The organism is Wolbachia endosymbiont (group A) of Andrena helvola (assembly GCF_964028415.1).
GTDB lineage: Bacteria > Pseudomonadota > Alphaproteobacteria > Rickettsiales > Anaplasmataceae > Wolbachia > Wolbachia pipientis.
The window spans coordinates 814130-833869 of record NZ_OZ034779.1 but is presented as its reverse complement, the minus strand read 5'-3'; the positions used below and the strand labels follow the sequence as shown (position 1 = coordinate 833869).

Below are 19740 nucleotides of genomic sequence, written 5' to 3'. Positions count from 1 at the left end.
GGTGTGAGGCAGAAGAATGCTTTACCTCTTCTTAGCATATAAATGTTAGTATATAGCGGAGAAATGTGCAAGAGAATATTAAGAGATTATTTAAAGATTGTTTTGCTCATTTAGGAAAAGTAGCTTTGTATGAATCAAAGGATAAGTCATATATGGTACAAGTACTAAAGCAACAGCCAGATAAATTATACGAGATTGGTGAAGGACAATTTGTGGGAGAGATGCTTTTTCTTGAGGTAAGCGTTTTTGATGTACTCAGGCCAATGGTGGGAGATATTTTTGTTATTGATGGTTGTAAATATAAAGTATATTCTCCGCCACTGCGAGGTAATTCAGGAATAGTTTGGAATATAAACTGTACAGTACTTGGAGAGAAAGATGTTTAAAATTGAAGTTAATGAAAACATTGAGAGAATTACTCACGACATTGATGCTAACAAAGCTAAAGTAGAGTTGGCAGCGGTAAGAGCGCTAAACAAAACGGCACTATGGTTAAAATCTCAGGCTGTCCGAGAAATCAGTGAAGAAAAGCAAATTAGGCTGAAAGTAATTAGAAAAAGACTAAGAATCATCAAGTCAAGAAAAAGCACTTTGAAAGTTTTAATTAGAGCATATCTGTATGATATAAATATAAAACAAGCAAAAATAAGAACAGCATTTAATGATGAATTTATGGCAACAATGCCAAGAGGCTATCGTGGTATTTTTAAACGTGTAGGAAGAACAGCACTACCGATACAGGAGGTTAAACTACCACTTGAACCTGAGGCTTCAAGGATAATAGAAAATCTTGTTAATTATGAAGTTGAAAGGATATTTGAAAAATATTTTACACATGAGTTATTTTATGACGGCATTTTGGACTAATTTACATGAGGCAATTTGTAATACGCTAAAGGCAGAGATACCAGCAATTCAAACTTGTGAGGTTTATCCAGCAATCAGGAAAGAATTGATAGCACCAGCAGTATTTATAGAACTTAGTGGCTTTGAAAAAGGACATGATCCAGGAACAGAAGAATTAGCGCTGAGAGCAAAATTTGAAGCACGAATTGTGATTGATAGCACAATAGAAAATGCACCTATTATTGTCAGAGCATTGGCGGCAGAAGTAGCAAGAGTGGTAAATAAAAACACTTGGAAAGTGGAGAAAATTTCACCAGGAGAATTTATCTCAGGAGGAGGAGATGATTTTAGGCCAGAGCTCGATGCATATTTAGTGTGGATGGTAGAGTGGGTGCATGAAGTACATCTTGGTGATTCAGTATGGGCAGAGAGTAGTATTCCGCCGAGTACTGTTTACATTGGGTTTACGCCTGATATTGGAGTTGCTAATAAGCATAAATATGTAAAGGTTGGCAAAAATGATGAATAGTTTTGAAGATGCGAACTTACTAATAAAACTTAATAACTTGATTAGAGTTGGCACAGTCGAAGAAGTAGGCTGTGGAACGGCTAAGGTACGTGTAAAAATGATAGGTAATATATTAACAGACTGGTTGCCATGGGTAACAGCAAGAGCTGGAGAAGACAGAAGTTGGTCTGCACCAAGTATTGGAGAACAGGTGATAGTACTTTCGCCATCTGGTGAAATTGCCAAAGGGATTGTCTTACCTGCAATTTATTATAAAAAATATCCTATTCCAGAAGGAAGTAAGGAAGAAGTAAGCGGTTTTGTTTTTAAAGATGGAACAGTTATTTACTATGACCGAAATGGTCATAAGTTTACAATTTCTGTCAAAGAAGAAGGAGCTCTTGTTTTTGCAGTGAAAGAAACGCAAATGGAAGTAACTAGTAAGGAAGTTATTTTAAAAACGGGAAAATCAAGTTCAAATATAACTGATGAAAAGATTGTCTTACAGGTTGGGAACTCAAGTCTAGAGATTACTGAGAGTGGCATTAAGTTAAATGCGAAAAAAATAGATTTAAACTAGCCGGAGAAAAATGTTAGAGCTAATAATGATAAGGGTATTATGATTGGTGATATTGAGTATACCTCTCAAACATCAGAATTAAGTGGATATGAATCAGGATGTGAAGATGAGTCAAGAAGAGAGGAGGAAACAAGAGGTTCATTGTTAGGGCAAAAACGACTTTCAGAATCAGACAAAGATTTAAGTTTGGCAAAACAGGGAAAAGTTGTTCGTTTTGGTGATATGTGTAACCAACATGGAGATTATTTACAAAGCCCTGGCATAGGAGGAAGCAGTAATGTGTTTGTAAATGGTAGGCCTGTGCATCGTCAAGGAGATGAATGGTCACAACATGCATCAACAGACCCTTATAAACCACCACATACTAGTCAATCCCTTCTTGAGGGGTCAGATTCAGTGTTTGTAAATGGCAAAGCCATTGCTCGTACTGGTGACCTAATTTCCTGTGGAGCAGTGGCAGAACAAGGAAGCAATGATGTCTTTGCAGGGTAAGTGATATGCGTGGTATGAATTCTGAAACTGGTAAAACAATAAGTGGTATAGAGCATTTAAAACAATCAATAGTTGATATTTTAACTACGCCAATTGGCACTCGTGTTATGCGCCGAGATTACGGATCAAGGTTATTTGAGCTGATAGATCATCCAATTGTACCTGGTTTTGCACAAGAACTTTATGCAGCAGTTGCAGAAGCATTAGAAAAGTGGGAGCGTCGATTTAAGCTTAAACGTGTACAAATAACAGAAATAAAAGAAGGTAAAGTAACTCTCATTTTAGAGGGAATCTATCTGCCAAATGGAAAGCTGATCCGCCTTGATGGTATTATAGTATAAGGTAGTAGGATGAAAACACCAAATATTGTCGAAACATTAAAATTTGAGGAAATCTTTTCGCGAATGAAAGAAGAGTTAGTGCGTCGGAATGCAAGTTTTTCTGCACTAACTGAGAGTGATCCAGCAATAAAGATACTGGAAGTAGCAGCCTGGCGTGAACTTTTGCTTAGGCAAAGGATTAATGATGCAGCACAGGCAAATTTACTTGCTTTTGCAAGAGGTAATGACCTTGATCACTTGGCTGAATTTTATGGTGTGCTGAGAAAGGAGTCAGAGAATGATGAATCCTTAAGGAAGCGGGTAAAAGCCAAAATTGTTGGTTGGTCAACAGCAGGGAGTAAAGAGCATTATCGCTATCATGCATTATCTGCTGACACGAGAGTAAAAGATGCGCAAGTGGTATCACCTATACCAGGAAGTGTACAGATTTCAATACTTTCCACAGAAAATGATGGAGTACCTTCAGAAGAATTGCTAGAGATCGTCAGAAATCACGTTATTCGTGATGATATTCGTGTATTAACAGATACGCTTACAGTTATTGGCTGTGGTATTATTCCCATTACTATTCATGCTAAAGTGCATATTTACCCTACTGCATCAAAAGATGTTATCGAAGCTGTAAAGGAACAATTTATCAAAGATCTTGAATCTGCTAAAGGTTTAGGGTGGAATGTTACCAGATCATGGATTATTGCCCACCTCTTTATAGAAGGTATGCAGAATATAGAGCTTACAGAGCCGATAGAAGACATCGTCGTGCAAGATAATGAATGCGTTACTTTAAATAATTTAAGTGTTAGGTAAAAATTGGTTATACTTCCTCCAAATGCTTCAAAGCAAGAGCAAATACTTACAGACATAATTAATTATTCTCTTGATGCAAATTCTCTACGGGGATTTAAATTTAACCCACAGACTGAAATGTTGCCGTGGCTAGTAGCGGAATACGGCTTGGGAGAAATTTTATCCTGGGGTAAGAAAGCTACTAAGAGTGCATTAAAAGAATGGGTCTTAGCTAAACAAAACGGAATAAGATTTCAACGTTTGCGCGGTACACCACAGTCACTGAAGATGGCGCTGAAATGGGCAAACATTGATAATATTACCATTCAAGAAGAACCACCAGGAGAGCATTTTGCTGAATTTCAAATTGGCATCTCTGATGTTCCTAATGACTTTTTTGTCGATAGTGTAATTGCTCTGGCAAAACTTTCTGCACCGGCAAGATCTCGATTAATGCGAATATTCAATGACTATTACAATGCTCAGCGGTTTATGTTAGATGAAAGTATTTTTGGAGATCTTCTTTCAGACTACTCAGGTGTAAAAATAGCAAAAGAAGGACCAGTATTATCGTTTGGAAGAAAAAACTCATTTGAGCTGAAAATAGGAAATCCAAGATTTAAATTTGGCACTTTTAGATCACATTATGATAGAAGTTACAGTAATGATTTATATAGGTTAGATGTTGCAACATTAGGAGAGACAGAGCCTCACACGAAGAATTACAACGGTACATATGAAAGAAATCATGAGTGGTACAACTTAGAAGCACTATATCCTCTACCACAGAGTTTATTTGTAATAGTTCAGACTTGATCTGACAGGCGTGAATTAACTGACAGAAGAATTGACAAAGTCAAAACCAAAATCAGCATCCTGTTTAATGCTATCAATATTTTTCTGATAAGCAATATGCATACTATCAAAAAAGGTTTGCATAGGTGTCTTACCATAGCAATATTTACCTGAATGCGGTCGAGATCTATTGTAAGAATGCACCCAATGGTCTACATCTAGCTGAAGCTCTGCCAAAGAGGTGTAAATTTTCTTTCTGAAGATAATATTGTAGCATTCATCTTGCATAGTTCTGTGGAACCTTTCACAGATGCCATTAGTTTGTGGAGAACGAGCTTTGGTTCGAGAATGATCAATATTTTCTACCCCCAAATACAGCTGGTAAGCGTGATTTTCAGGTCTGCCACAGTACTCTGTACCACGATCCGTCAAAATGCGTAGCAATGATACTTTCTGTTCATCAAAAAACGGTATCACCCTATCATTGAGAAGGTCTGCAGCTGTAATAGCAGTCCTTTCTGTATAAAGCTTAGCAAAAGCAACTCTAGAGTAGGTATCAACAAAGGTTTGTTGGTAAATTCGTCCAATACCTTTGATATTACCCACATAATAGCTATCTTGGCTACCCAAGTATCCTGGATGTTCTGTTTCAATTTCTCCATGGGCCTCTTTTTCTTCCTTAGCCTTCTCTAGAGCTGTTATCTGCTCTTCTGTTAAGATAATGCCATCTTGAGCTACTTTTGCTTCTAATGCCTTTAACCTCTTTTTGAAATTCTCAAGATCGTTTCTTTGCCACACTGATCTTATTCCACTTGCAGAGATGAGAATTCCTCTCTTTTTCAGTTCGTTTGCTGCTCTTTCTTGTCCATACGCTGGAAATTCTATTGCTATTTCAATTACTGCTTTTTCTATATCCTCCGATACCCTATTTGCATATAATGGCTTGCTTTTGCTTATCTCGTGTAAAGCCTCTTCTCCTCCTTTTTCATACAGTTCTTTGAAGCGGTAAAATGTATCCCTTGAATATCCCATTACCTTACACGCCTGTGATACATTTCCTAATTGCTTTGCAAGTTCTAGCAATCCCAACTTTGGTTTTAGTATTTTTTCTTGTGTTGTACTCATATCTGACACTCCTTTAAAATTTATTCATATTTTTATCTTACTTTGTTCGCCTGTCAGATCAAGTCTGAACTATTACAGTTTATTGCCAGAAATTAAGTTTGCTAAAGCATTGATAGTATTGTCAGATAGTTGGAATTTAGGGGATATCAATGCTTGTTTTGCATCAACTACTTATGAAGAAATAGAGCATACATTTCACTTAAGTGAAGATAAACTTTCTGAGCAGATTTGGAATTTTCAACGTACACCAATTTTAGAGCGATTTAGTATAACTTATTACTATGAAGCGAAGAATTTTACTGATCAAAAAATAATAGAGTCTAATTTAGTGGAATATCACGTTGATTGTAAAAATGATTCAGATTCAAAACAGAAAGATCCCATTCATGAGCTAGAAAATTACGTAGCAGCATTCTATCCAGGTATGGTTACTTGGCATGAACATCGCCACTTAAATCGCCCTTGGAAAGATTTTGATCCTATTATTGCAAAAAAATTGGACGTTTTTTCTACGGATCTTGTATATACATAATATCAACTGCACAATCAACTATGTCAGTACTCACACAATCAGGCAGAGCAGCTATTGCTGCGAGCATAAAAGAGCAACCGATACATCTTGCTTGGGGATCTGGAGATTCTACCTGGGAAAGCAGCTACAAAGTTGAAAAAACTTTTGCAGCAGGCGGCAAGATAAGTTTAGATCACCACACTATTAAAGATGTAAAAGTTTATACAGGGCAAACAATTTATCAGTCAAGCATAGATTATATAGTTGATAGTAGCTCAGGCACTATTGAGCGTGTAGAAAATGGTGCAATTATAGCAGATAGCGTAATCACTATAGAGTACACTCAAGACACACCACCGGAACTAATTACTTCTGCAACATTAATTAAGGAAGTTGGACGTCGTGTTGTTGATGAGATACTCTTTTGTACTGGTGATGATGATGGAGAGCTTCTAACTCCCACAGGTAGGTTTAAACCCTCTAATGTACCAACTAATAATCTCTATCTTAAATTTACTTTCGATTTCACGGACGCAGCAAATCAAGTAATAAGGGAGCTCGGGGTTATGGTTGGTACAAAGGTAAAGGAAAAAGTGTCATCTGGGCAGAGATATTTTGAGCCAAAAGACGTGGAAAATCCTGGAATTTTGTTAGTTTTAGAACACACCGTGCCACTTATCAGAACATCTGCAACTCGGGAAACTTTTTCATTTGTTGTAACTTTTTGAAATAAAATGACCTTAAATAGTTATTATAACCGCTTTAATCCTGACAAAGAATACGAAAAAAGTTTGTTTCTTGCTGGAAGAGGTCTACAGTCAGCAGAATTAAACGAGACTCAGGAGTATGCTCTCTCTAAGCTTAAAGGTATAGGCGATGCAATATTTCGTGATGGTGATGTTATAACAGGAAGCAATTGTATTATAGATAGAGAAACTGGTAAAGTTACACTTGAAGGAGGAAAAATCTATCTTCGTGGAGCAGTTAGAAAAGTAGAAGCAAAAGAGTTTGTTATTCCACTGAGTACCACAGTGCGTATAGGTGTTTATTATCTAGAATCTACGATTACAGAACTTGAGGACGAAAATCTTCGTGATCCTGCAGTTGGTACAAGAAACTATCAGGAAGTAGGAGCTGCAAGGCTTAAAGTTTCCATCATTTGGGGATACCAAGTAGAAAGTGTTACTGTTAACTCTACAAATGGCGAATTTTACCCAATTTACAACATTGAAAATGGAGTATTAATAGAACACTCACCGCCACCACAAGCAAATATAGTAACTACAGCTCTTGCTCGTTATGACAAAGAGGCAAATGGTTCCTACGTTGTAAATGGCCTTGAAGTGATGTTCCTCCACAAAGAAGAAAAGGGAGAAGAAGGGGTAAAAAAAGGTAAAAAAGAAATATTTGTGATTAATGAGGGCAAAGCTCATGTTGATGGCTATGAGATTGAGTTACCTCACAGTATTCGCATTTCTTTTGATGAAGATCCAGATATAAAATCAGTTGAATCAGAGCCACATACTTTTCAGCCAAATAGCCAAAGAGTAATGGAACTGAAGGTTAATGATTTTCCAATAAGTGAAATTAAAAAAGTAGATATAACTGTTCAGAAAACTATTACTGTTACTCACGGTTCATATTCTGGAGCTATTGATCCGATACCTGACTCTGCAGTACTTGAGATTATTCAAGTTAAACAAGGCAATGTTATTTATGAAAATAGTATAGATTACAAATTAAACGCAGGAAACGTTGATTGGTCATTACCAGGTAAAGAACCAGCTCCTGGAAGTAGTTATCAAATAACTTACCGCTGTCGTACTCATGTAAGCCCTGAAGATATAAGTGAACAGGGATGCAAAGTAAAAGGAGCAGTTGATAACAGCTTGGTTCTGATTGATTACACCTGGAAAATGCCACGCTATGATTTAATTACTATCGATAGCAAAGGAGTGGTAAGAAGAATAAAAGGAATTTCCCACTCTTGGCGACCATCGATGCCTAAAGCTCCCTCTGGACAACTTTTGCTCTGCTACATTCATCAGACGTGGAAAAAAGGCGAAGGGGTAAAAATAGTGAATAATGCTATTCATGCTGTACCGATGAATGAGCTTGAAGCAATGAAAAAAGGAATAAATGATCTTTATGCTCTTGTTGCACAGGAACGTCTACGTAGTGATGCAAATTCAAGAGAGCCAACCACGAAAAAAGGAGTATTTGTTGATTCGTTTTTTGACGATGATATGCGTGATCAAGGAGTTTCACAGTCTGCAGCAATAGTAAATAAGGAACTAATTTTACCAATAGATGTAACTATTGCTGATATTGATGGGGAAGAAAAAACTTATTTGTTGCCGTATGAACTTGAACCGGTACTGGAGCAGCTTTTACAGACTAAAGGAGAAAAGATTAATCCATATCAAGCTTTTGATCCAGTCCCGGCACAAATTACTCTAAATAAAAACATTGACCACTGGACGGAGGTTACCACGAATTGGAAAAGTCCAGTAACTAGAGTATTTAATGTTAAAGAAACAACAGAGCTGCTGTCAAGCACCTCATACGAAACTGAATTTATGCGAGAAGCAACTCAAAATTTTGAGATTGAAGGTTTTGCAACTGGTGAAAAGCTTAAGGAATTAAAGTTTGATGGAATTTTTATTCAACCTAAAGCATAGAAAATATTTGAAAGAAAAACATGATCGCAACATTTATTGCTGATAACAGAGGAAAAATAAAAGGAAGATTTACTGTACCAAGAAACATTCCTGCTGGGACTAAGTTAGTGCAGTTCTTCGGTGATAAAGGCAGTTATGGAGAAGCAACTTATACTGGTAAAAAAACAATTACCATAGAGGAAAGAAGAAGAGTTATCGCAGCAAGAAGAGTTGATCCTTTAGCGCAAACATTTACTCTAAATGAAAGTAGGCACATAGGAGGCGTGGAACTATGGTTTGTAAATAAAGGCAAAAAACGTGTTGTTGTGCAGATTAGAGAAACAGCAGTGGGAGTGCCCTCGCAAACTGTCATTGCTGAAAGCTATATTGAGCCAAAAGATATAAAGATAGATGGCACAGCAACACGTATAGAGTGGTCACCAGTGTTTTGCCATGCAGGAGAGGAGTATGCAATAGTACTACTTACTGATGATGCAGATACTGCAGTAAAAATAGCAGAACTTGGCAAATATGATGCAGTAAATAGCCGTTGGGTAACAAGCCAGCCATATCAAGTAGGAGTATTACTTTCATCAAGCAATGCAAGCACCTGGACTCCACATCAAAATTTAGATTTAACGTTTCGGCTTTTGGCTGCAAAATTTAGCGAAAATTCTCACGTTATTGATCTGGGAAAAGTTACAGCAACCAATACTTCAGATTTAATTGTTTTGACGAACGTCGAAAAAGTAGCATTTGATACCAATGTGGAATTTATCTTAACAGATGAAGAGGGAAAAGAGAACTTTTTGTCTGATAATTTGCCACTTGCACTGCGTGAAAGACTATCTGGAGAGCTAACAGTAAAGGCAAGCCTAAAAGGAGGGCGAGAAAAAAGTCCAGTGCTATATCCTGGGTTACAGCTAGTTATGGGTAATATAGGGGAAAAAGGAGATTATGTTACAAGAAGTATTACAGCAGGAGCTAATACTAAAATCACCATAACGTACGATGCGCTGATACCTGGCACTGCAGATGTTAAAGCTTATGTACAAAAAAGCAACAGTGATTGGCAATTAGTAAATTTAACATCAGGAAAACCAATTGGAGAAAATTGGGTAGAGAGAACTCATGTGCTGACAAATTTTAATGCTAATGAGACAAGGATAAAATTAGTTTTAAGTGGAACGGTTATTTATCGTCCTAAAGTCAAAAATCTCAGAGTAATAGTAACATAAAATTTAAATGACTTTTGATCAAACCAAACGAGGATATCCTTTGCCGCATCCAGAGAACATAGCTGTAGAAGATGTAGTACGTATTCGCAGAGCCATAGAAAAGATAGATGAAGATATGAGTGAAAGAGAAGATGAACTTAAAAATAATTTTGAACGATTTAGATTTGAAACTTTTTTGAATTTTTGGGAATGAAAGAAGCAATAGAAGCATTACAGCAAAGGATAAAGGATTTAGCAGCAAATAGCACGGCTGATCAACTGGCATATCTTGCAAAATCGCTGGAATTGATAGCAGATAAAAAAGCTATTGCTGACATTGTACAAATAACTGAAGTAAAAGAGATAATTGATGCACTACAGAGAAGGCTTAAAGATTTAGCAGGAAGTAGTACACCAGATCAACTAGCATATCTTGCTAAAGCACTGGAATCAATAATCGACAAAAGTGCGGTTTCTGAAATTGTACAGATGACAGATGGTAAGTTAAAAGAACTCTTGAGCGCTGCAAGGACGCACTTAAGTGACATAAATAGCAATAAGGAAAATTCAATATCTGCAATAACTGAAGCGAAAACAGATTCTGTCAATGAAATTAACAAGCTTAGGGATAATTCCTTAAATACTTTAAAAGCATCATCAGATTCGCATATATCGCTACTTGATACGAGAAAGAATGCCAATATTGCAGCAATAAATAGCATTAGTAACAGTCATAAAGATGGTCTTAAAGGTTTAGTAGAAGATTTTCGTGCTGTTAATAATGTACCATCTGGCTCATCAATTATTAGGGAAATAGAAACTCGTGATAACCAATTAAAAACATCCCTGATAAATGAGGTAAAAACTCGGGATGAACAGTTAAAAGTGTCTCTTATAAATGAAATAAGAAAGCGCAACATGGTTGAACCAGGGTCATTACCTTTCTTATTTGGTGTACTTGGCAGAAAAAATAATTATTTTGGCCACGGAACTTTTACGACAGAGCTTGGAAAGTGGAGTAGTGATATAACAAAAACTGACTATATGTTACAACTACTAGCAGGTAGCCATACGTACAATACAGATTACGTTAGTTTTTATCGGCCAAGACAACTCAGTTTTATAGAGGGAAGTAAAGGAACATTTATTTACGGAGAGTTATGCACAAAAAGTTTTTCGGGTAGTTATGATGAGATATACTATTACCCGTATGCTGCACTTGGAGTAGTATTTGTAAAAAATACAACCAATGTGAACATAAATAAGACAATGGAATTTGTTGGATCATCGTATTCGAGTACGGAGTATGGGGGAGCAGGATTATTTGTGGGAACACCAGATAATACCAATTCTAATAAATCAAGAATTTCAAGAATAATATGGAAAAATGTTTACCAATACACGAGTTCTGATAGCAAATTAGCTGGATCTGGTAATGTGGAGATTCCAGCAGGAAAAACAGTTGCAATATTACTTTACACATCATCTTACCTGTATTCCAGAACACAAGTTAGTCAAGGTATGCTTGCATCAAATTATGTACACAACTATGGTCAATTTATTCAGTGGGGGATTTATAACATACGTAGCAATGTTCTAACTACAGGACTTGAAGTAGATGTGGAGAGAACGCTAAAAGCTTGGCAATGTCCAGGATTATCTAACACGTATGAGATTTGGAGGTAACAAACAATGTCTATCTACATTAGATTTGAAAATGATAAACAAGTAGAAACAACAACACTTGAAAGCAAGCCAACTGAAAATGATTGGTATGAAGCACCAGAAGATTTTGATTGGCAAAAAAGCTATTGTTTAACAGAAGGAGGCAAAATTGCTCAGCGGAATCAAGAAGATATTGAATTGGAGTTACTACAAAATGCGAAGTTTTCTGCACTTTCTAATCTTCATGCTTATTATGATAACTATACTCACCAATACGCAGGATATTCTCATCAGAAGTCTAAGTCGTACGAAATACAAGCAAAAGCCGCAGAGAACATTTTAGCAGCACCAGAATCTATAGACAAAAAAGATGCAGAAATTATAGAGCCATTAGCAAAAGTCCGAGGAATTTCAGTAGTAGAAATGGCAAGAATAATTCAGGAAAAAGCAAAAAGAGCGAAAAAAGCAATAATCAAGTGCGAAGAATTGGTGGATATAGCTGAAAGGGAAATCGGTGAAGCTAAAAGTAAGGAAGAGCTGCAAACTTTGCTAGATAATTGTAAACAAAAAATGCAAGAAAGTTGAAAAGGGGAAAAAGAAATGACAGAACAGTTTCTACATGGAGTAAATGTTATCGAGGTTACCTCAGGAGCGAGGACAGTACGAACAGCTAAATCATCGGTAATTGGAGTAATTGGTACTGCACCTGATGCTGACGGGCAAAAGTTTCCACTAAATAAACCAATATTAATAGCAGGAAGCTTAAAAGAAGCAGCAAAACTTGGTCAATCTGGGACTTTGCCTTCAGCTATTAATGCAATTTTTTCCCAAATTGGTGCAACAGTAGTAGTTATTCGAGTTGAGGAGAAAGTAGAAGAGACGCTCAGCAATGTCATTGGTGGAGTTAACGAAGAAACTGGAGAATATCAGGGAATTCAAGCGTTCTTAAGCAGTGAAAGCATAGTTCATGTTGCGCCAAGAATACTAATTGCACCTCAGTTTACTCATCAATTATCTGGAGATGCTGGAAATCCAGTGGTTAGCGCTTTAATTCCTATAGCAGAAAAGCTAAGAGCAATAATAGTAGCAGATGGACCAAATACCAATGATGAAGAAGCGATAAAATGGAGAAAAAGTGTAGGCAGCTCAAGAGTTTATGTTGTTGATCCGTGGGTTAAGGTTTTTATTGAAGGAAAAGAAGAAATTCTCCCTCCAAGTTCATTTGTAGCTGGTTTAATAGCTAAGATAGATAGCGAGCAAGGCTTATGGCACTCACCTTCAAATAAAGAGATAAATGGTATTGTTGGAACAAGCAGGCCTATTGATTTTACGCTCGGTAATATAAATTGTAGAGCAAACCACTTGAATGAAAATGAAGTAACAACGATAATTCATCAAAATGGCTATAGGCTTTGGGGAAATAGAACATGTTCAAATGACTCAAAATGGGCTTTTTTGTCAGTGAGAAGGACTGCAGATTTAATCAACGATAGTCTACTTCGAGCTCATTTATGGGCAGTTGATCGCAATATTACCAAAACTTATATAGATGATGTGATTGAGGGGGTAAATTCTTATCTTGCAAATTTAAAAGCGCAAGGGGCGATTATTAGCGGAAAATGTTATGCAACTCCAGAGCTCAATACACCAACAAATATTGCAAGCGGAAAAGTGTCTTTTGATTTTGAGTTCACGCCACCATATCCAGCTGAACAGATTACTTTCAGGTCACACCTTGTGAGTGGCGCAATATTGTAAAAGGAGAAAGAGAGATGTTACCAAAGATCCTAAAGAATTTTAACGTATTTGTTGATGGTCGTGGCTATGCAGGAAAAATAGATGAAGTAACCTTGCCAAAACTTACCATAAAAACAGAAGAATACAGAGCTGGTGGTATGGATATTCCAATAAATATTGATATGGGCATGGAAAAGCTTGAAGCAGATTTCACTTTTTCTGAATATGACTCTGAGCTCTTTAGACTTTTCGGATTGATAAACAATAATGCTGTTTCTCTTACTTTAAGAGGAGGTTTGCAGGGAAGTAGTGATGCCGAATCAGTAGTAATTAACTTAAGAGGGCTCTTTAAGGAACTTGATTTTGGTAACTGGAAGGCTGCTGAAAAAGCAACACTAAAATGTATAATTGCTGCCAACTATTATAAGCTTACCATTGATGGCAGAGAATTGATTGAAATTGACGCTGAGAATATGATTCGCAAGATCGATGGTGTTGATCAAATGACTTCTATGCGCACAGCTTTAGGAATTTAACTAAAAGGGTAAAACAATGCAAAAAATTAAATTAACTGAACCAATAAAAATCGATGGAATTTTAGTTTCAGAGCTAACTCTACGCCGTCCAAAAGTTCGAGATCGTTTAGCTGTTGAACGTATGGGTAATAGCGATGCAGAGAAAGAAGTAGCACTGATTGCAAATCTTGCAAGTATTTCAAGAGAAGCAGTAGAAGAATTTGATTTAGCAGACTACAATAAGATTCAAGAAACGTTACAAGGTTTTTTGTCTCAGCAGAAGAATTGAGGTTGAGCATATTATCACTTAGCTCAATGGTTGGTGGTGGAATCAATCAGTGGCTTGATATGGATATTGAAGAATTTATTACTTGGTTTGAAAGTAGCGGAAAATTATACAAATGAAGGCAATTTCTATAGTAATTGGAGCAACACTGCAAAGCAGTTTTAATAGTACGATAGCAGGTAGCACGAAGCAACTTTCTCGTATTGGTAGTACGATAAAACAACTTGAATCATCAAGTAAATCAGTATTCAAGTTTAAACAATTAAGCCACGATGCTCTGCTTGCTAGGCGTTCTTGGAATGAACTAGAAATAAAAACAAAATCTCTTGCTCAGCAGATAAAAAATACAGGAGCACCAAGTAAGAGCCTGCAAAACGAGTTTACAAGGTCTAAAACTGCAGCACTGAAAGCTAAAACAGCTTATTTACAAAAAAGAAGTGCTCTCCACCATTTACGCACGGAGTTCAGTAAAAGTGGTAGAGATATAAAATCTCTTATTGGAGATCAAGTTAAACTTGGCTCTTCTATTGAAAAGCTTAAAAATAACTATACAGCTTTAAATTCCGTAATGCAAAAACGTAAAGGAGTTTTAGCACAAAGAGCAAATTTCAAAGCTCAAATGATGGATGCTGTGGCACTTGGCCTCACCCTTGCAGCACCACTTAAGGCTGCAATTAGTTTTGAGAGTGCCATGGCTGATGTAAAGAAAGTTGTAAAGTTTGAAGATACAGATGTAAATGGCTTAACAAAGCTTGGGGAAACATTAAAGGAAATGTCACGAACAATTCCGCTATCTGCAGCAGAACTTGCGCAAATTACTGCAAGTGGTGGGCAGCTTGGTATTGAAGCTAAGGATCTTACGGTTTTCACAGACACTGTGGCCAAGATGGCAACTGCATTTGATATGTCAGCAGAAGAGGCAGGAGATGCTATTGCTAAGCTCTCTAATATTTACCAAATTAAAATTGGTGAAATGAAAAGCGTTGGTGATGCGATAAATCATATCTCTGATAACACTGCCGCAAAAGCTAAGGACATTGTTCCTGCACTAAACAGAATTGGTGGTACGGCAAGGCAATTTGGCTTAACTGTAGCGGAAGCAGGAGCTCTGGCAAGTAGCTTCATTAGTCTTGGCAAAACTCCTGAAAAAGCAGGTACGGCAATCAATGCAATGCTTAGCAAGCTGCAAACAGCAAGTAAACAGGGTGGAAACTTTCAAAAAGCTTTTCAGCAGCTAAAAATAAATGCTAAGGAATTTGAGAAAGCAATTGGCAAGAATGCACAAGGCACATTAGTTAAGTTTTTAGAAACAATTGCAAAACTAGATAAGCAAGAACGTTCTAGCGTTCTCTTTGATCTCTTTGGCCTTGAATATCAAGATGATATAGCACTACTTATTGGTAGTCTTGATGAATACAAAAAATCTTTACGATTAATAAACGGGGAATATAAGGGCTCAATGCAAAGGGAGTTTGAAAATAGAGCAAATACTACAGCAAACAACCTTCAGTTACTTAAAAACTCAATAGCAGAAGTAGGAATGAATCTTGGTTCTGTACTATTACCACCTTTAAATTTTACTGTTAATCTTCTGAGGTCAGCAACTACACAAGTAGCACTTTGTGCCAAGGAATATCCAGTACTGACTACAGTGATCATAAGTACGATTGCAACATTGATTAGTATTAAAATAGCAGCCATATCTCTTGGATATGCTTGGACTTTTGTAAAAGGTTCCTTATTTGCTCTTTTATCTACTTGGAAAATGTTTGGATCTGTTGTTACTTTGGTAAAAATAGGTCTTTCTGCAGTTTTTCCAGCAATAATTGCTGGATTTAAAGCATTGACAATTGCCGTAATGAGCAACCCTATGGGGCTGATTATTGGTGGTCTTGCTGTTGCTGCAACTTTGATAATTACCAAATGGCAAGTGGTAAAGAACTTTTTTGTTACTATCTGGGAATCGGTAAAAATTGTATGGAAATCTTTTTCTGATTGGGTAGGAAAGTTTTGGAATAATATTACTCAGCCTTTTAAAACAATCAATAATCTATGGAGCAAAAAAAATGAGGCTAAACTAGAAGTTAGATCTGTAAGTAATACTATAAGCGACGCCCTTAAGCACCCAATTGCAGCGCACAATAAGACTATAGAGAATAAAACACACAATAATCACTTTAATGTTAATATTCACCCAAGCTCTGGACAAGACGTACGTAGTATTGCTGATGAAGTAATGGAGCGAATTAGAGAGCAATTTAGTGGCGCACTTTATGATATAAATTAAATTATGCTGTCTCTTGGTCCATATAGATTTTCATTAACTGAGCGAGGTTTCACACGCAGGAATGAATATCGCTGGCCTGCACTTGAGCGTATTGGAGAAAAGCCATTACTTCAAAGTATTGGTCCTGGAGAGGACGTTATTGAGCTTGCGGGAGTAATCTATTCAGGAGGACTGGGGCAAATAAATAATATGCGAAATTTATCGAAACCTCTTTTACTCATTGATGGCCAAGGTAACATTTTAGGCCATTTTGTTATTGTGAAAATAGAAGAAACGCAGAGATATTTTTTTCCAAATGGTGAAGCAAGAAAGATTGAGTTTCACTTAAGTTTGAAGCACTATGATAACGTGTTGTCAGACGGATCACTAAATAATCCAGTTGATGATATACAACTTGATAATGATATATTACAAAACTAAGGAAAATGATATGTTAGATTTAATCTGCTGGAACTACTATGGATTCAGCTCAGGAGCAGTTGAGATTGTGTTAAGAGCTAATCCTGGGCTTTCAGAGTACGAACTTCTTCCTGCAGGATTAATCATTAAACTTCCTGTTATTCAAAAAGAGACACAAAAGCAAGTAGTAAAACTATGGGATTAAAATGACACCAGACTTTAGTATTTCAGTAGAGGGAATTTTAATCACTGAGTTGATAAAAAGTCGGTTAGTATCAATGCATATTACTGATGAAGCTGGAGTAATAAGTGATACTGCTGTAATTCATCTTGATGACCGTGATTCATTATTTGAAATTCCTAGAACTGGGGCAAAGCTAAATATTTTACTTGGGTATAAAGAAACTGGCATTGTGCCGATGGGAGATTACATAGTGAATGAAATTACGCTACAAGGCCCGCCACAAGGACTAAAAATCAAGAGTCATGCAGCGGATCTAAAAGAGTCATTAAAGGAACAAGTGTTTAATGAGTGGCATCAAATCACCTTAAATGATTTGGTAAAAAAGATTGCAGACAAACATGGCTATCAAGCTAAGGTTGCTGCAGAGTTTGCAAATATCATGATATCACATATTGATCAGACTGCAGAGAGCGATATGCATTTTTTAACCAGGCTTGCTCAAATTTATGGAGCAATAGCAAAACCTGCTGGAGGGTATTTACTGTTTGTTTCAAAAGGAAAAGCAAAGTCAGTTACCGGAAAAACTTTAAGCACTATTACTTTAACACCTAGAGATATTACAAATTGGAAAGTAAAATTTAATGAGCGTAATCAATATGGCTCGGTTATTGCTTACTGGTATGATTATGAAAAAGCAGAGACAATAACGGAAAAAGTAGGTGATCAAGAACCAAGCTATATTTTGCGAGATATTTATGCAAGTAGTGATTTGGCACAAAGTGCAGCATCTGCGAAGTTGAATCAGCTGATGAGTAATGCAGCAACACTCAATGTCACAATGCCAGGAAATCCTGAATTATTTGCTGAAGCAAAGATTAATCTTTCTGGATTTCGCAAAGGAGTTTATGGTAAATGGATAATAAATAGGGCTGAGCATGTAATTGATAACCTTGGCTATCGTACTATATTAACAGCAGTTATGGGAAAATAAATTGATAATTTCCTCATAAATATCTTTTTTTTCTTTATTATTGTTTAATTCCTCTACAGCAAGATCTAAAGGAGTTTTTTTATCTTTGTTTTTAGCAAGAGGATTTGCTCCATTTTTCAGTAGAAATTTAACAATTTCCAAGCGTCCTTCCTGTGCAGCATAGTGCAAAGCTGTCCAGCCAAAAGCATCAGTAGTGTTTACATTAATGCCTTCTTCAATTAGAAATTTTACAACTTCCAAACAGCCTCCGCTTGTAGCATAGTGTAATGATGTTGCACCAAAATGATGAGTAGCATTGATATCTACTACATTTTTTATTAAGGATCTTACAGTATCTAAATTACATTTTTCAGCTGCAGTAGATAATGTTTCCAGATCATTGCCACTTGCCTTACTTTTTATTGGCACATCTTTTGATAATTGGTCTGTACTAAAGTGCTGATACAGAACAATAACGCATATCATCGGTATTATTGAACTTGTTAACAATTTCCAAAAAAGGCTAGATTTCATGTTGATTATATTATTTACATCGCTTGTTTAGTGCAACTAATTAACTTTATTTTAGAAAAGATTTTTTGGACGTATTTTTGATGAATCTTGTATATGTATATATACAACTTTTCCTTTAAAAAAGATGACAAACACAGGAAAGATTCCTATGGCAGTAATTGCTACTATGGTGATACAAACAATAGCATTGATCTGGTGGCTAGCTAAGCTCGACTTAAGAGTGCATATGCATGATAAATTTATAGAGCAAAATCAAAGGACTACAGAAATCATCTATCGCCTTGAAGAAAGGGTCAAAAACCTTGCTGAGGAAGTTAATGAACTTGAGCAGAGACAAAAATAAAAAAGTGGCAAAGTATATTTTATCTGTTGATGGAGGTGGAATTAGAGGAATCATTCCTGCCATTATTCTAGCAGAAATTGAATCTAGAACAAGAAAGCCAATTTCCCAGATTTTTGACTTAATGGCAGGAACCTCAACCGGTGGGATTATTGTTGCTGGACTTTGTAAAAGCAATAAACCTCAATACTCTGCCAATGATTTAGTTGGACTTTACCAAGAGTATGGAGCTTATATCTTTCAATCATCATTTTGGAGAAAATCAATTGCTTCTTGGCTGAGTGGTTCTCAGTACTCGTATAGAAATATGGAATTTATTCTCAACAAATACTTTGGTGAAAGTACTATGGCCGATGTTGCAAGTAATCTACTGCTCACCAGTTATGACATTCACAATAGTTGTGAATTTTTCTTCAAAAGTTGGAAAGAAAAAAACATTAAGTTGAAAGATGCACTCAGAGCTACAACAGCTGCTCCAACGTACTTTACACCAAAACGTCTGAAAATTAGCCAAACAGAGAGAGTGTTGATAGATGGCGGAGTGTTTGCTAATAATCCAGCAGCTTGTGCATATGCAAGTGGCAAGAGATTATTTCCAAATGATGAGATTATACTGCTATCAATAGGCACTGGTGGAACAGATAGAAGTATAAAGTATGCTAACTCAAGGAAATTTGGCAAAATAGGGTGGATCAAGCCACTACTGAATGTGATGTTCGCTTCTGGATTGGATTGCGTTGATTATCAACTAGAACAAGTAATAGATGATAAATACATAAGAATACAATCGCAATTGAAAGTAGCATCGACTGAGATGGACAATATTACACTCAGAAATATCAAATTTCTTCAGCAAGAGGCAAGTAAAATGATAGAGGATAACCAGAAAGTGATAGACAAATTCTGCAAGCAAAATCGAAAACTATAACTGAGCTAGAAAAACAAAATAAGCGAGTTTCTAG

General features: G+C 36.5%; 24 protein-coding genes and 2 pseudogenes. 24 read left to right on the top strand and 2 right to left on the bottom strand.

Going from position 1 to position 19740, the window contains the following annotated elements; genetic code table 11:
* The first annotated feature begins 65 nt into the window (after positions 1-65).
* From ABWU73_RS04335 to ABWU73_RS04300, 8 genes and pseudogenes are all read left to right on the top strand, one after another.
* Positions 66-386 carry a hypothetical protein gene (locus tag ABWU73_RS04335; RefSeq protein WP_174516711.1) on the top strand — a complete coding sequence of 107 codons (321 nt, stop codon included), beginning with the start codon at positions 66-68 and terminating at the stop codon, positions 384-386.
* On the top strand, positions 379-867 hold the full coding sequence (locus tag ABWU73_RS04330; RefSeq protein ID WP_164224822.1) for a phage tail protein: 489 nt from the start codon (positions 379-381) through the stop codon (positions 865-867). Before ABWU73_RS04335 ends, ABWU73_RS04330 begins: the two co-directional genes overlap by 8 nt.
* Positions 848-1375, top strand: coding sequence for a hypothetical protein (locus ABWU73_RS04325; protein ID WP_224721422.1), 528 nt, complete (start codon positions 848-850; stop codon positions 1373-1375). The genes ABWU73_RS04330 and ABWU73_RS04325 overlap by 20 nt, the downstream gene beginning before the upstream one ends.
* On the top strand, positions 1365-1934 hold the full coding sequence (locus ABWU73_RS04320; protein ID WP_205517798.1) for a phage baseplate assembly protein V: 570 nt from the start codon (positions 1365-1367) through the stop codon (positions 1932-1934). Before ABWU73_RS04325 ends, ABWU73_RS04320 begins: the two co-directional genes overlap by 11 nt.
* 39 nt (positions 1935-1973) lie before the next feature.
* Entirely contained in the window at positions 1974-2426 is a 453-nt protein-coding gene (locus ABWU73_RS04315) for a PAAR domain-containing protein (RefSeq protein WP_318010167.1), read from the top strand.
* A gap of 5 nt (positions 2427-2431) precedes the next feature.
* Positions 2432-2767 (top strand): GPW/gp25 family protein, encoded by a 336-nt coding sequence (locus ABWU73_RS04310; protein ID WP_191110937.1) that lies wholly within the window; start codon positions 2432-2434, stop codon positions 2765-2767.
* 9 nt (positions 2768-2776) lie between these two features.
* On the top strand, positions 2777-3574 hold the full coding sequence (locus ABWU73_RS04305; RefSeq protein WP_012673241.1) for a baseplate J/gp47 family protein: 798 nt from the start codon (positions 2777-2779) through the stop codon (positions 3572-3574).
* 3 nt (positions 3575-3577) lie between these two features.
* A pseudogene (locus ABWU73_RS04300) lies at positions 3578-4348 on the top strand (phage tail protein); the annotation flags it as partial.
* Positions 4349-4384: 36 nt separating this feature from the next.
* Here the strand turns inward: ABWU73_RS04300 and ABWU73_RS04295 are convergent.
* Complete coding sequence (locus ABWU73_RS04295) at positions 4385-5473, bottom strand: IS481 family transposase (RefSeq protein ID WP_264329420.1); 1089 nt, start codon at positions 5471-5473, stop codon at positions 4385-4387.
* Positions 5474-5552: 79 nt separating this feature from the next.
* On the opposite strand from ABWU73_RS04295, the pseudogene ABWU73_RS04290 reads away from it, so the two are divergent.
* From ABWU73_RS04290 to ABWU73_RS04225, 14 genes and pseudogenes are all read left to right on the top strand, one after another.
* Positions 5553-6005, top strand: a pseudogene (locus ABWU73_RS04290) (phage tail protein); the annotation flags it as partial.
* Positions 6006-6025: 20 nt separating this feature from the next.
* On the top strand, positions 6026-6712 hold the full coding sequence (locus ABWU73_RS04285) for a hypothetical protein (RefSeq protein ID WP_264378050.1): 687 nt from the start codon (positions 6026-6028) through the stop codon (positions 6710-6712).
* A gap of 6 nt (positions 6713-6718) precedes the next feature.
* Positions 6719-8665: a DUF4815 domain-containing protein gene (locus tag ABWU73_RS04280; protein WP_264688624.1), complete on the top strand. Its 1947-nt coding sequence runs from the start codon at positions 6719-6721 to the stop codon at positions 8663-8665.
* Positions 8666-8685: 20 nt separating this feature from the next.
* The gene (locus ABWU73_RS04275) at positions 8686-9882 is read left to right on the top strand and encodes a hypothetical protein (protein ID WP_264336323.1); all 1197 of its coding nucleotides are present in this window, start codon (positions 8686-8688) and stop codon (positions 9880-9882) included.
* Between the two features lie 7 nt (positions 9883-9889).
* Positions 9890-10075 carry a hypothetical protein gene (locus tag ABWU73_RS04270; protein WP_174517025.1) on the top strand — a complete coding sequence of 62 codons (186 nt, stop codon included), beginning with the start codon at positions 9890-9892 and terminating at the stop codon, positions 10073-10075.
* Entirely contained in the window at positions 10072-11547 is a 1476-nt protein-coding gene (locus ABWU73_RS04265) for a hypothetical protein (RefSeq protein ID WP_264688622.1), read from the top strand. Before ABWU73_RS04270 ends, ABWU73_RS04265 begins: the two co-directional genes overlap by 4 nt.
* 6 nt (positions 11548-11553) lie before the next feature.
* Positions 11554-12111 (top strand): hypothetical protein, encoded by a 558-nt coding sequence (locus ABWU73_RS04260; protein ID WP_208571640.1) that lies wholly within the window; start codon positions 11554-11556, stop codon positions 12109-12111.
* 15 nt (positions 12112-12126) lie between these two features.
* A complete protein-coding gene (locus ABWU73_RS04255) occupies positions 12127-13284 on the top strand; it encodes a phage tail sheath subtilisin-like domain-containing protein (RefSeq protein ID WP_264711403.1) in 1158 nt (385 codons plus the stop codon).
* 14 nt (positions 13285-13298) lie between these two features.
* The gene (locus ABWU73_RS04250) at positions 13299-13799 is read left to right on the top strand and encodes a phage major tail tube protein (protein WP_065094343.1); all 501 of its coding nucleotides are present in this window, start codon (positions 13299-13301) and stop codon (positions 13797-13799) included.
* Positions 13800-13815: 16 nt separating this feature from the next.
* The gene (locus tag ABWU73_RS04245; RefSeq protein ID WP_015588509.1) at positions 13816-14067 is read left to right on the top strand and encodes a phage tail assembly protein; all 252 of its coding nucleotides are present in this window, start codon (positions 13816-13818) and stop codon (positions 14065-14067) included.
* Between the two features lie 112 nt (positions 14068-14179).
* Entirely contained in the window at positions 14180-16351 is a 2172-nt protein-coding gene (locus ABWU73_RS04240) for a phage tail tape measure protein (protein WP_264711401.1), read from the top strand.
* A gap of 3 nt (positions 16352-16354) precedes the next feature.
* Positions 16355-16771: a phage tail protein gene (locus tag ABWU73_RS04235; protein ID WP_191110947.1), complete on the top strand. Its 417-nt coding sequence runs from the start codon at positions 16355-16357 to the stop codon at positions 16769-16771.
* Between the two features lie 10 nt (positions 16772-16781).
* Complete coding sequence (locus tag ABWU73_RS04230) at positions 16782-16955, top strand: tail protein X (protein WP_255586148.1); 174 nt, start codon at positions 16782-16784, stop codon at positions 16953-16955.
* A gap of 1 nt (position 16956) precedes the next feature.
* Positions 16957-17925 carry a phage late control D family protein gene (locus ABWU73_RS04225; RefSeq protein ID WP_191110948.1) on the top strand — a complete coding sequence of 323 codons (969 nt, stop codon included), beginning with the start codon at positions 16957-16959 and terminating at the stop codon, positions 17923-17925.
* Here the strand turns inward: ABWU73_RS04225 and ABWU73_RS04220 are convergent.
* Entirely contained in the window at positions 17902-18414 is a 513-nt protein-coding gene (locus tag ABWU73_RS04220) for an ankyrin repeat domain-containing protein (RefSeq protein ID WP_264711400.1), read from the bottom strand. The two genes, ABWU73_RS04225 and ABWU73_RS04220, sit on opposite strands and share 24 nt — an antisense overlap.
* Before the next feature lie 148 nt (positions 18415-18562).
* On the opposite strand from ABWU73_RS04220, the gene ABWU73_RS04215 reads away from it, so the two are divergent.
* Both ABWU73_RS04215 and ABWU73_RS04210 read left to right on the top strand, forming a co-directional pair.
* Entirely contained in the window at positions 18563-18781 is a 219-nt protein-coding gene (locus ABWU73_RS04215) for a hypothetical protein (protein WP_264711399.1), read from the top strand.
* A gap of 4 nt (positions 18782-18785) precedes the next feature.
* Positions 18786-19706: a patatin-like phospholipase family protein gene (locus ABWU73_RS04210; protein ID WP_264951913.1), complete on the top strand. Its 921-nt coding sequence runs from the start codon at positions 18786-18788 to the stop codon at positions 19704-19706.
* The last annotated feature ends 34 nt before the right edge of the window (positions 19707-19740 follow it).

Coding starts and splice junctions, on each gene's coding strand:
- ABWU73_RS04330 (WP_164224822.1), top strand. CDS start 379: ATGTTTAAAATTGAAGTTAATGAAAACATTGAGAGAATTACTCACGAC.
- ABWU73_RS04325 (WP_224721422.1), top strand. CDS start 848: ATGACGGCATTTTGGACTAATTTACATGAGGCAATTTGTAATACGCTA.
- ABWU73_RS04320 (WP_205517798.1), top strand. CDS start 1,365: ATGATGAATAGTTTTGAAGATGCGAACTTACTAATAAAACTTAATAAC.
- ABWU73_RS04315 (WP_318010167.1), top strand. CDS start 1,974: ATGATTGGTGATATTGAGTATACCTCTCAAACATCAGAATTAAGTGGA.
- ABWU73_RS04310 (WP_191110937.1), top strand. CDS start 2,432: ATGCGTGGTATGAATTCTGAAACTGGTAAAACAATAAGTGGTATAGAG.
- ABWU73_RS04305 (WP_012673241.1), top strand. CDS start 2,777: ATGAAAACACCAAATATTGTCGAAACATTAAAATTTGAGGAAATCTTT.
- ABWU73_RS04295 (WP_264329420.1), bottom strand. CDS start 5,473: ATGAGTACAACACAAGAAAAAATACTAAAACCAAAGTTGGGATTGCTA.
- ABWU73_RS04285 (WP_264378050.1), top strand. CDS start 6,026: ATGTCAGTACTCACACAATCAGGCAGAGCAGCTATTGCTGCGAGCATA.
- ABWU73_RS04280 (WP_264688624.1), top strand. CDS start 6,719: ATGACCTTAAATAGTTATTATAACCGCTTTAATCCTGACAAAGAATAC.
- ABWU73_RS04275 (WP_264336323.1), top strand. CDS start 8,686: ATGATCGCAACATTTATTGCTGATAACAGAGGAAAAATAAAAGGAAGA.
- ABWU73_RS04270 (WP_174517025.1), top strand. CDS start 9,890: ATGACTTTTGATCAAACCAAACGAGGATATCCTTTGCCGCATCCAGAG.
- ABWU73_RS04265 (WP_264688622.1), top strand. CDS start 10,072: ATGAAAGAAGCAATAGAAGCATTACAGCAAAGGATAAAGGATTTAGCA.
- ABWU73_RS04260 (WP_208571640.1), top strand. CDS start 11,554: ATGTCTATCTACATTAGATTTGAAAATGATAAACAAGTAGAAACAACA.
- ABWU73_RS04255 (WP_264711403.1), top strand. CDS start 12,127: ATGACAGAACAGTTTCTACATGGAGTAAATGTTATCGAGGTTACCTCA.
- ABWU73_RS04250 (WP_065094343.1), top strand. CDS start 13,299: ATGTTACCAAAGATCCTAAAGAATTTTAACGTATTTGTTGATGGTCGT.
- ABWU73_RS04245 (WP_015588509.1), top strand. CDS start 13,816: ATGCAAAAAATTAAATTAACTGAACCAATAAAAATCGATGGAATTTTA.
- ABWU73_RS04240 (WP_264711401.1), top strand. CDS start 14,180: ATGAAGGCAATTTCTATAGTAATTGGAGCAACACTGCAAAGCAGTTTT.
- ABWU73_RS04235 (WP_191110947.1), top strand. CDS start 16,355: ATGCTGTCTCTTGGTCCATATAGATTTTCATTAACTGAGCGAGGTTTC.
- ABWU73_RS04230 (WP_255586148.1), top strand. CDS start 16,782: ATGTTAGATTTAATCTGCTGGAACTACTATGGATTCAGCTCAGGAGCA.
- ABWU73_RS04225 (WP_191110948.1), top strand. CDS start 16,957: ATGACACCAGACTTTAGTATTTCAGTAGAGGGAATTTTAATCACTGAG.
- ABWU73_RS04215 (WP_264711399.1), top strand. CDS start 18,563: ATGACAAACACAGGAAAGATTCCTATGGCAGTAATTGCTACTATGGTG.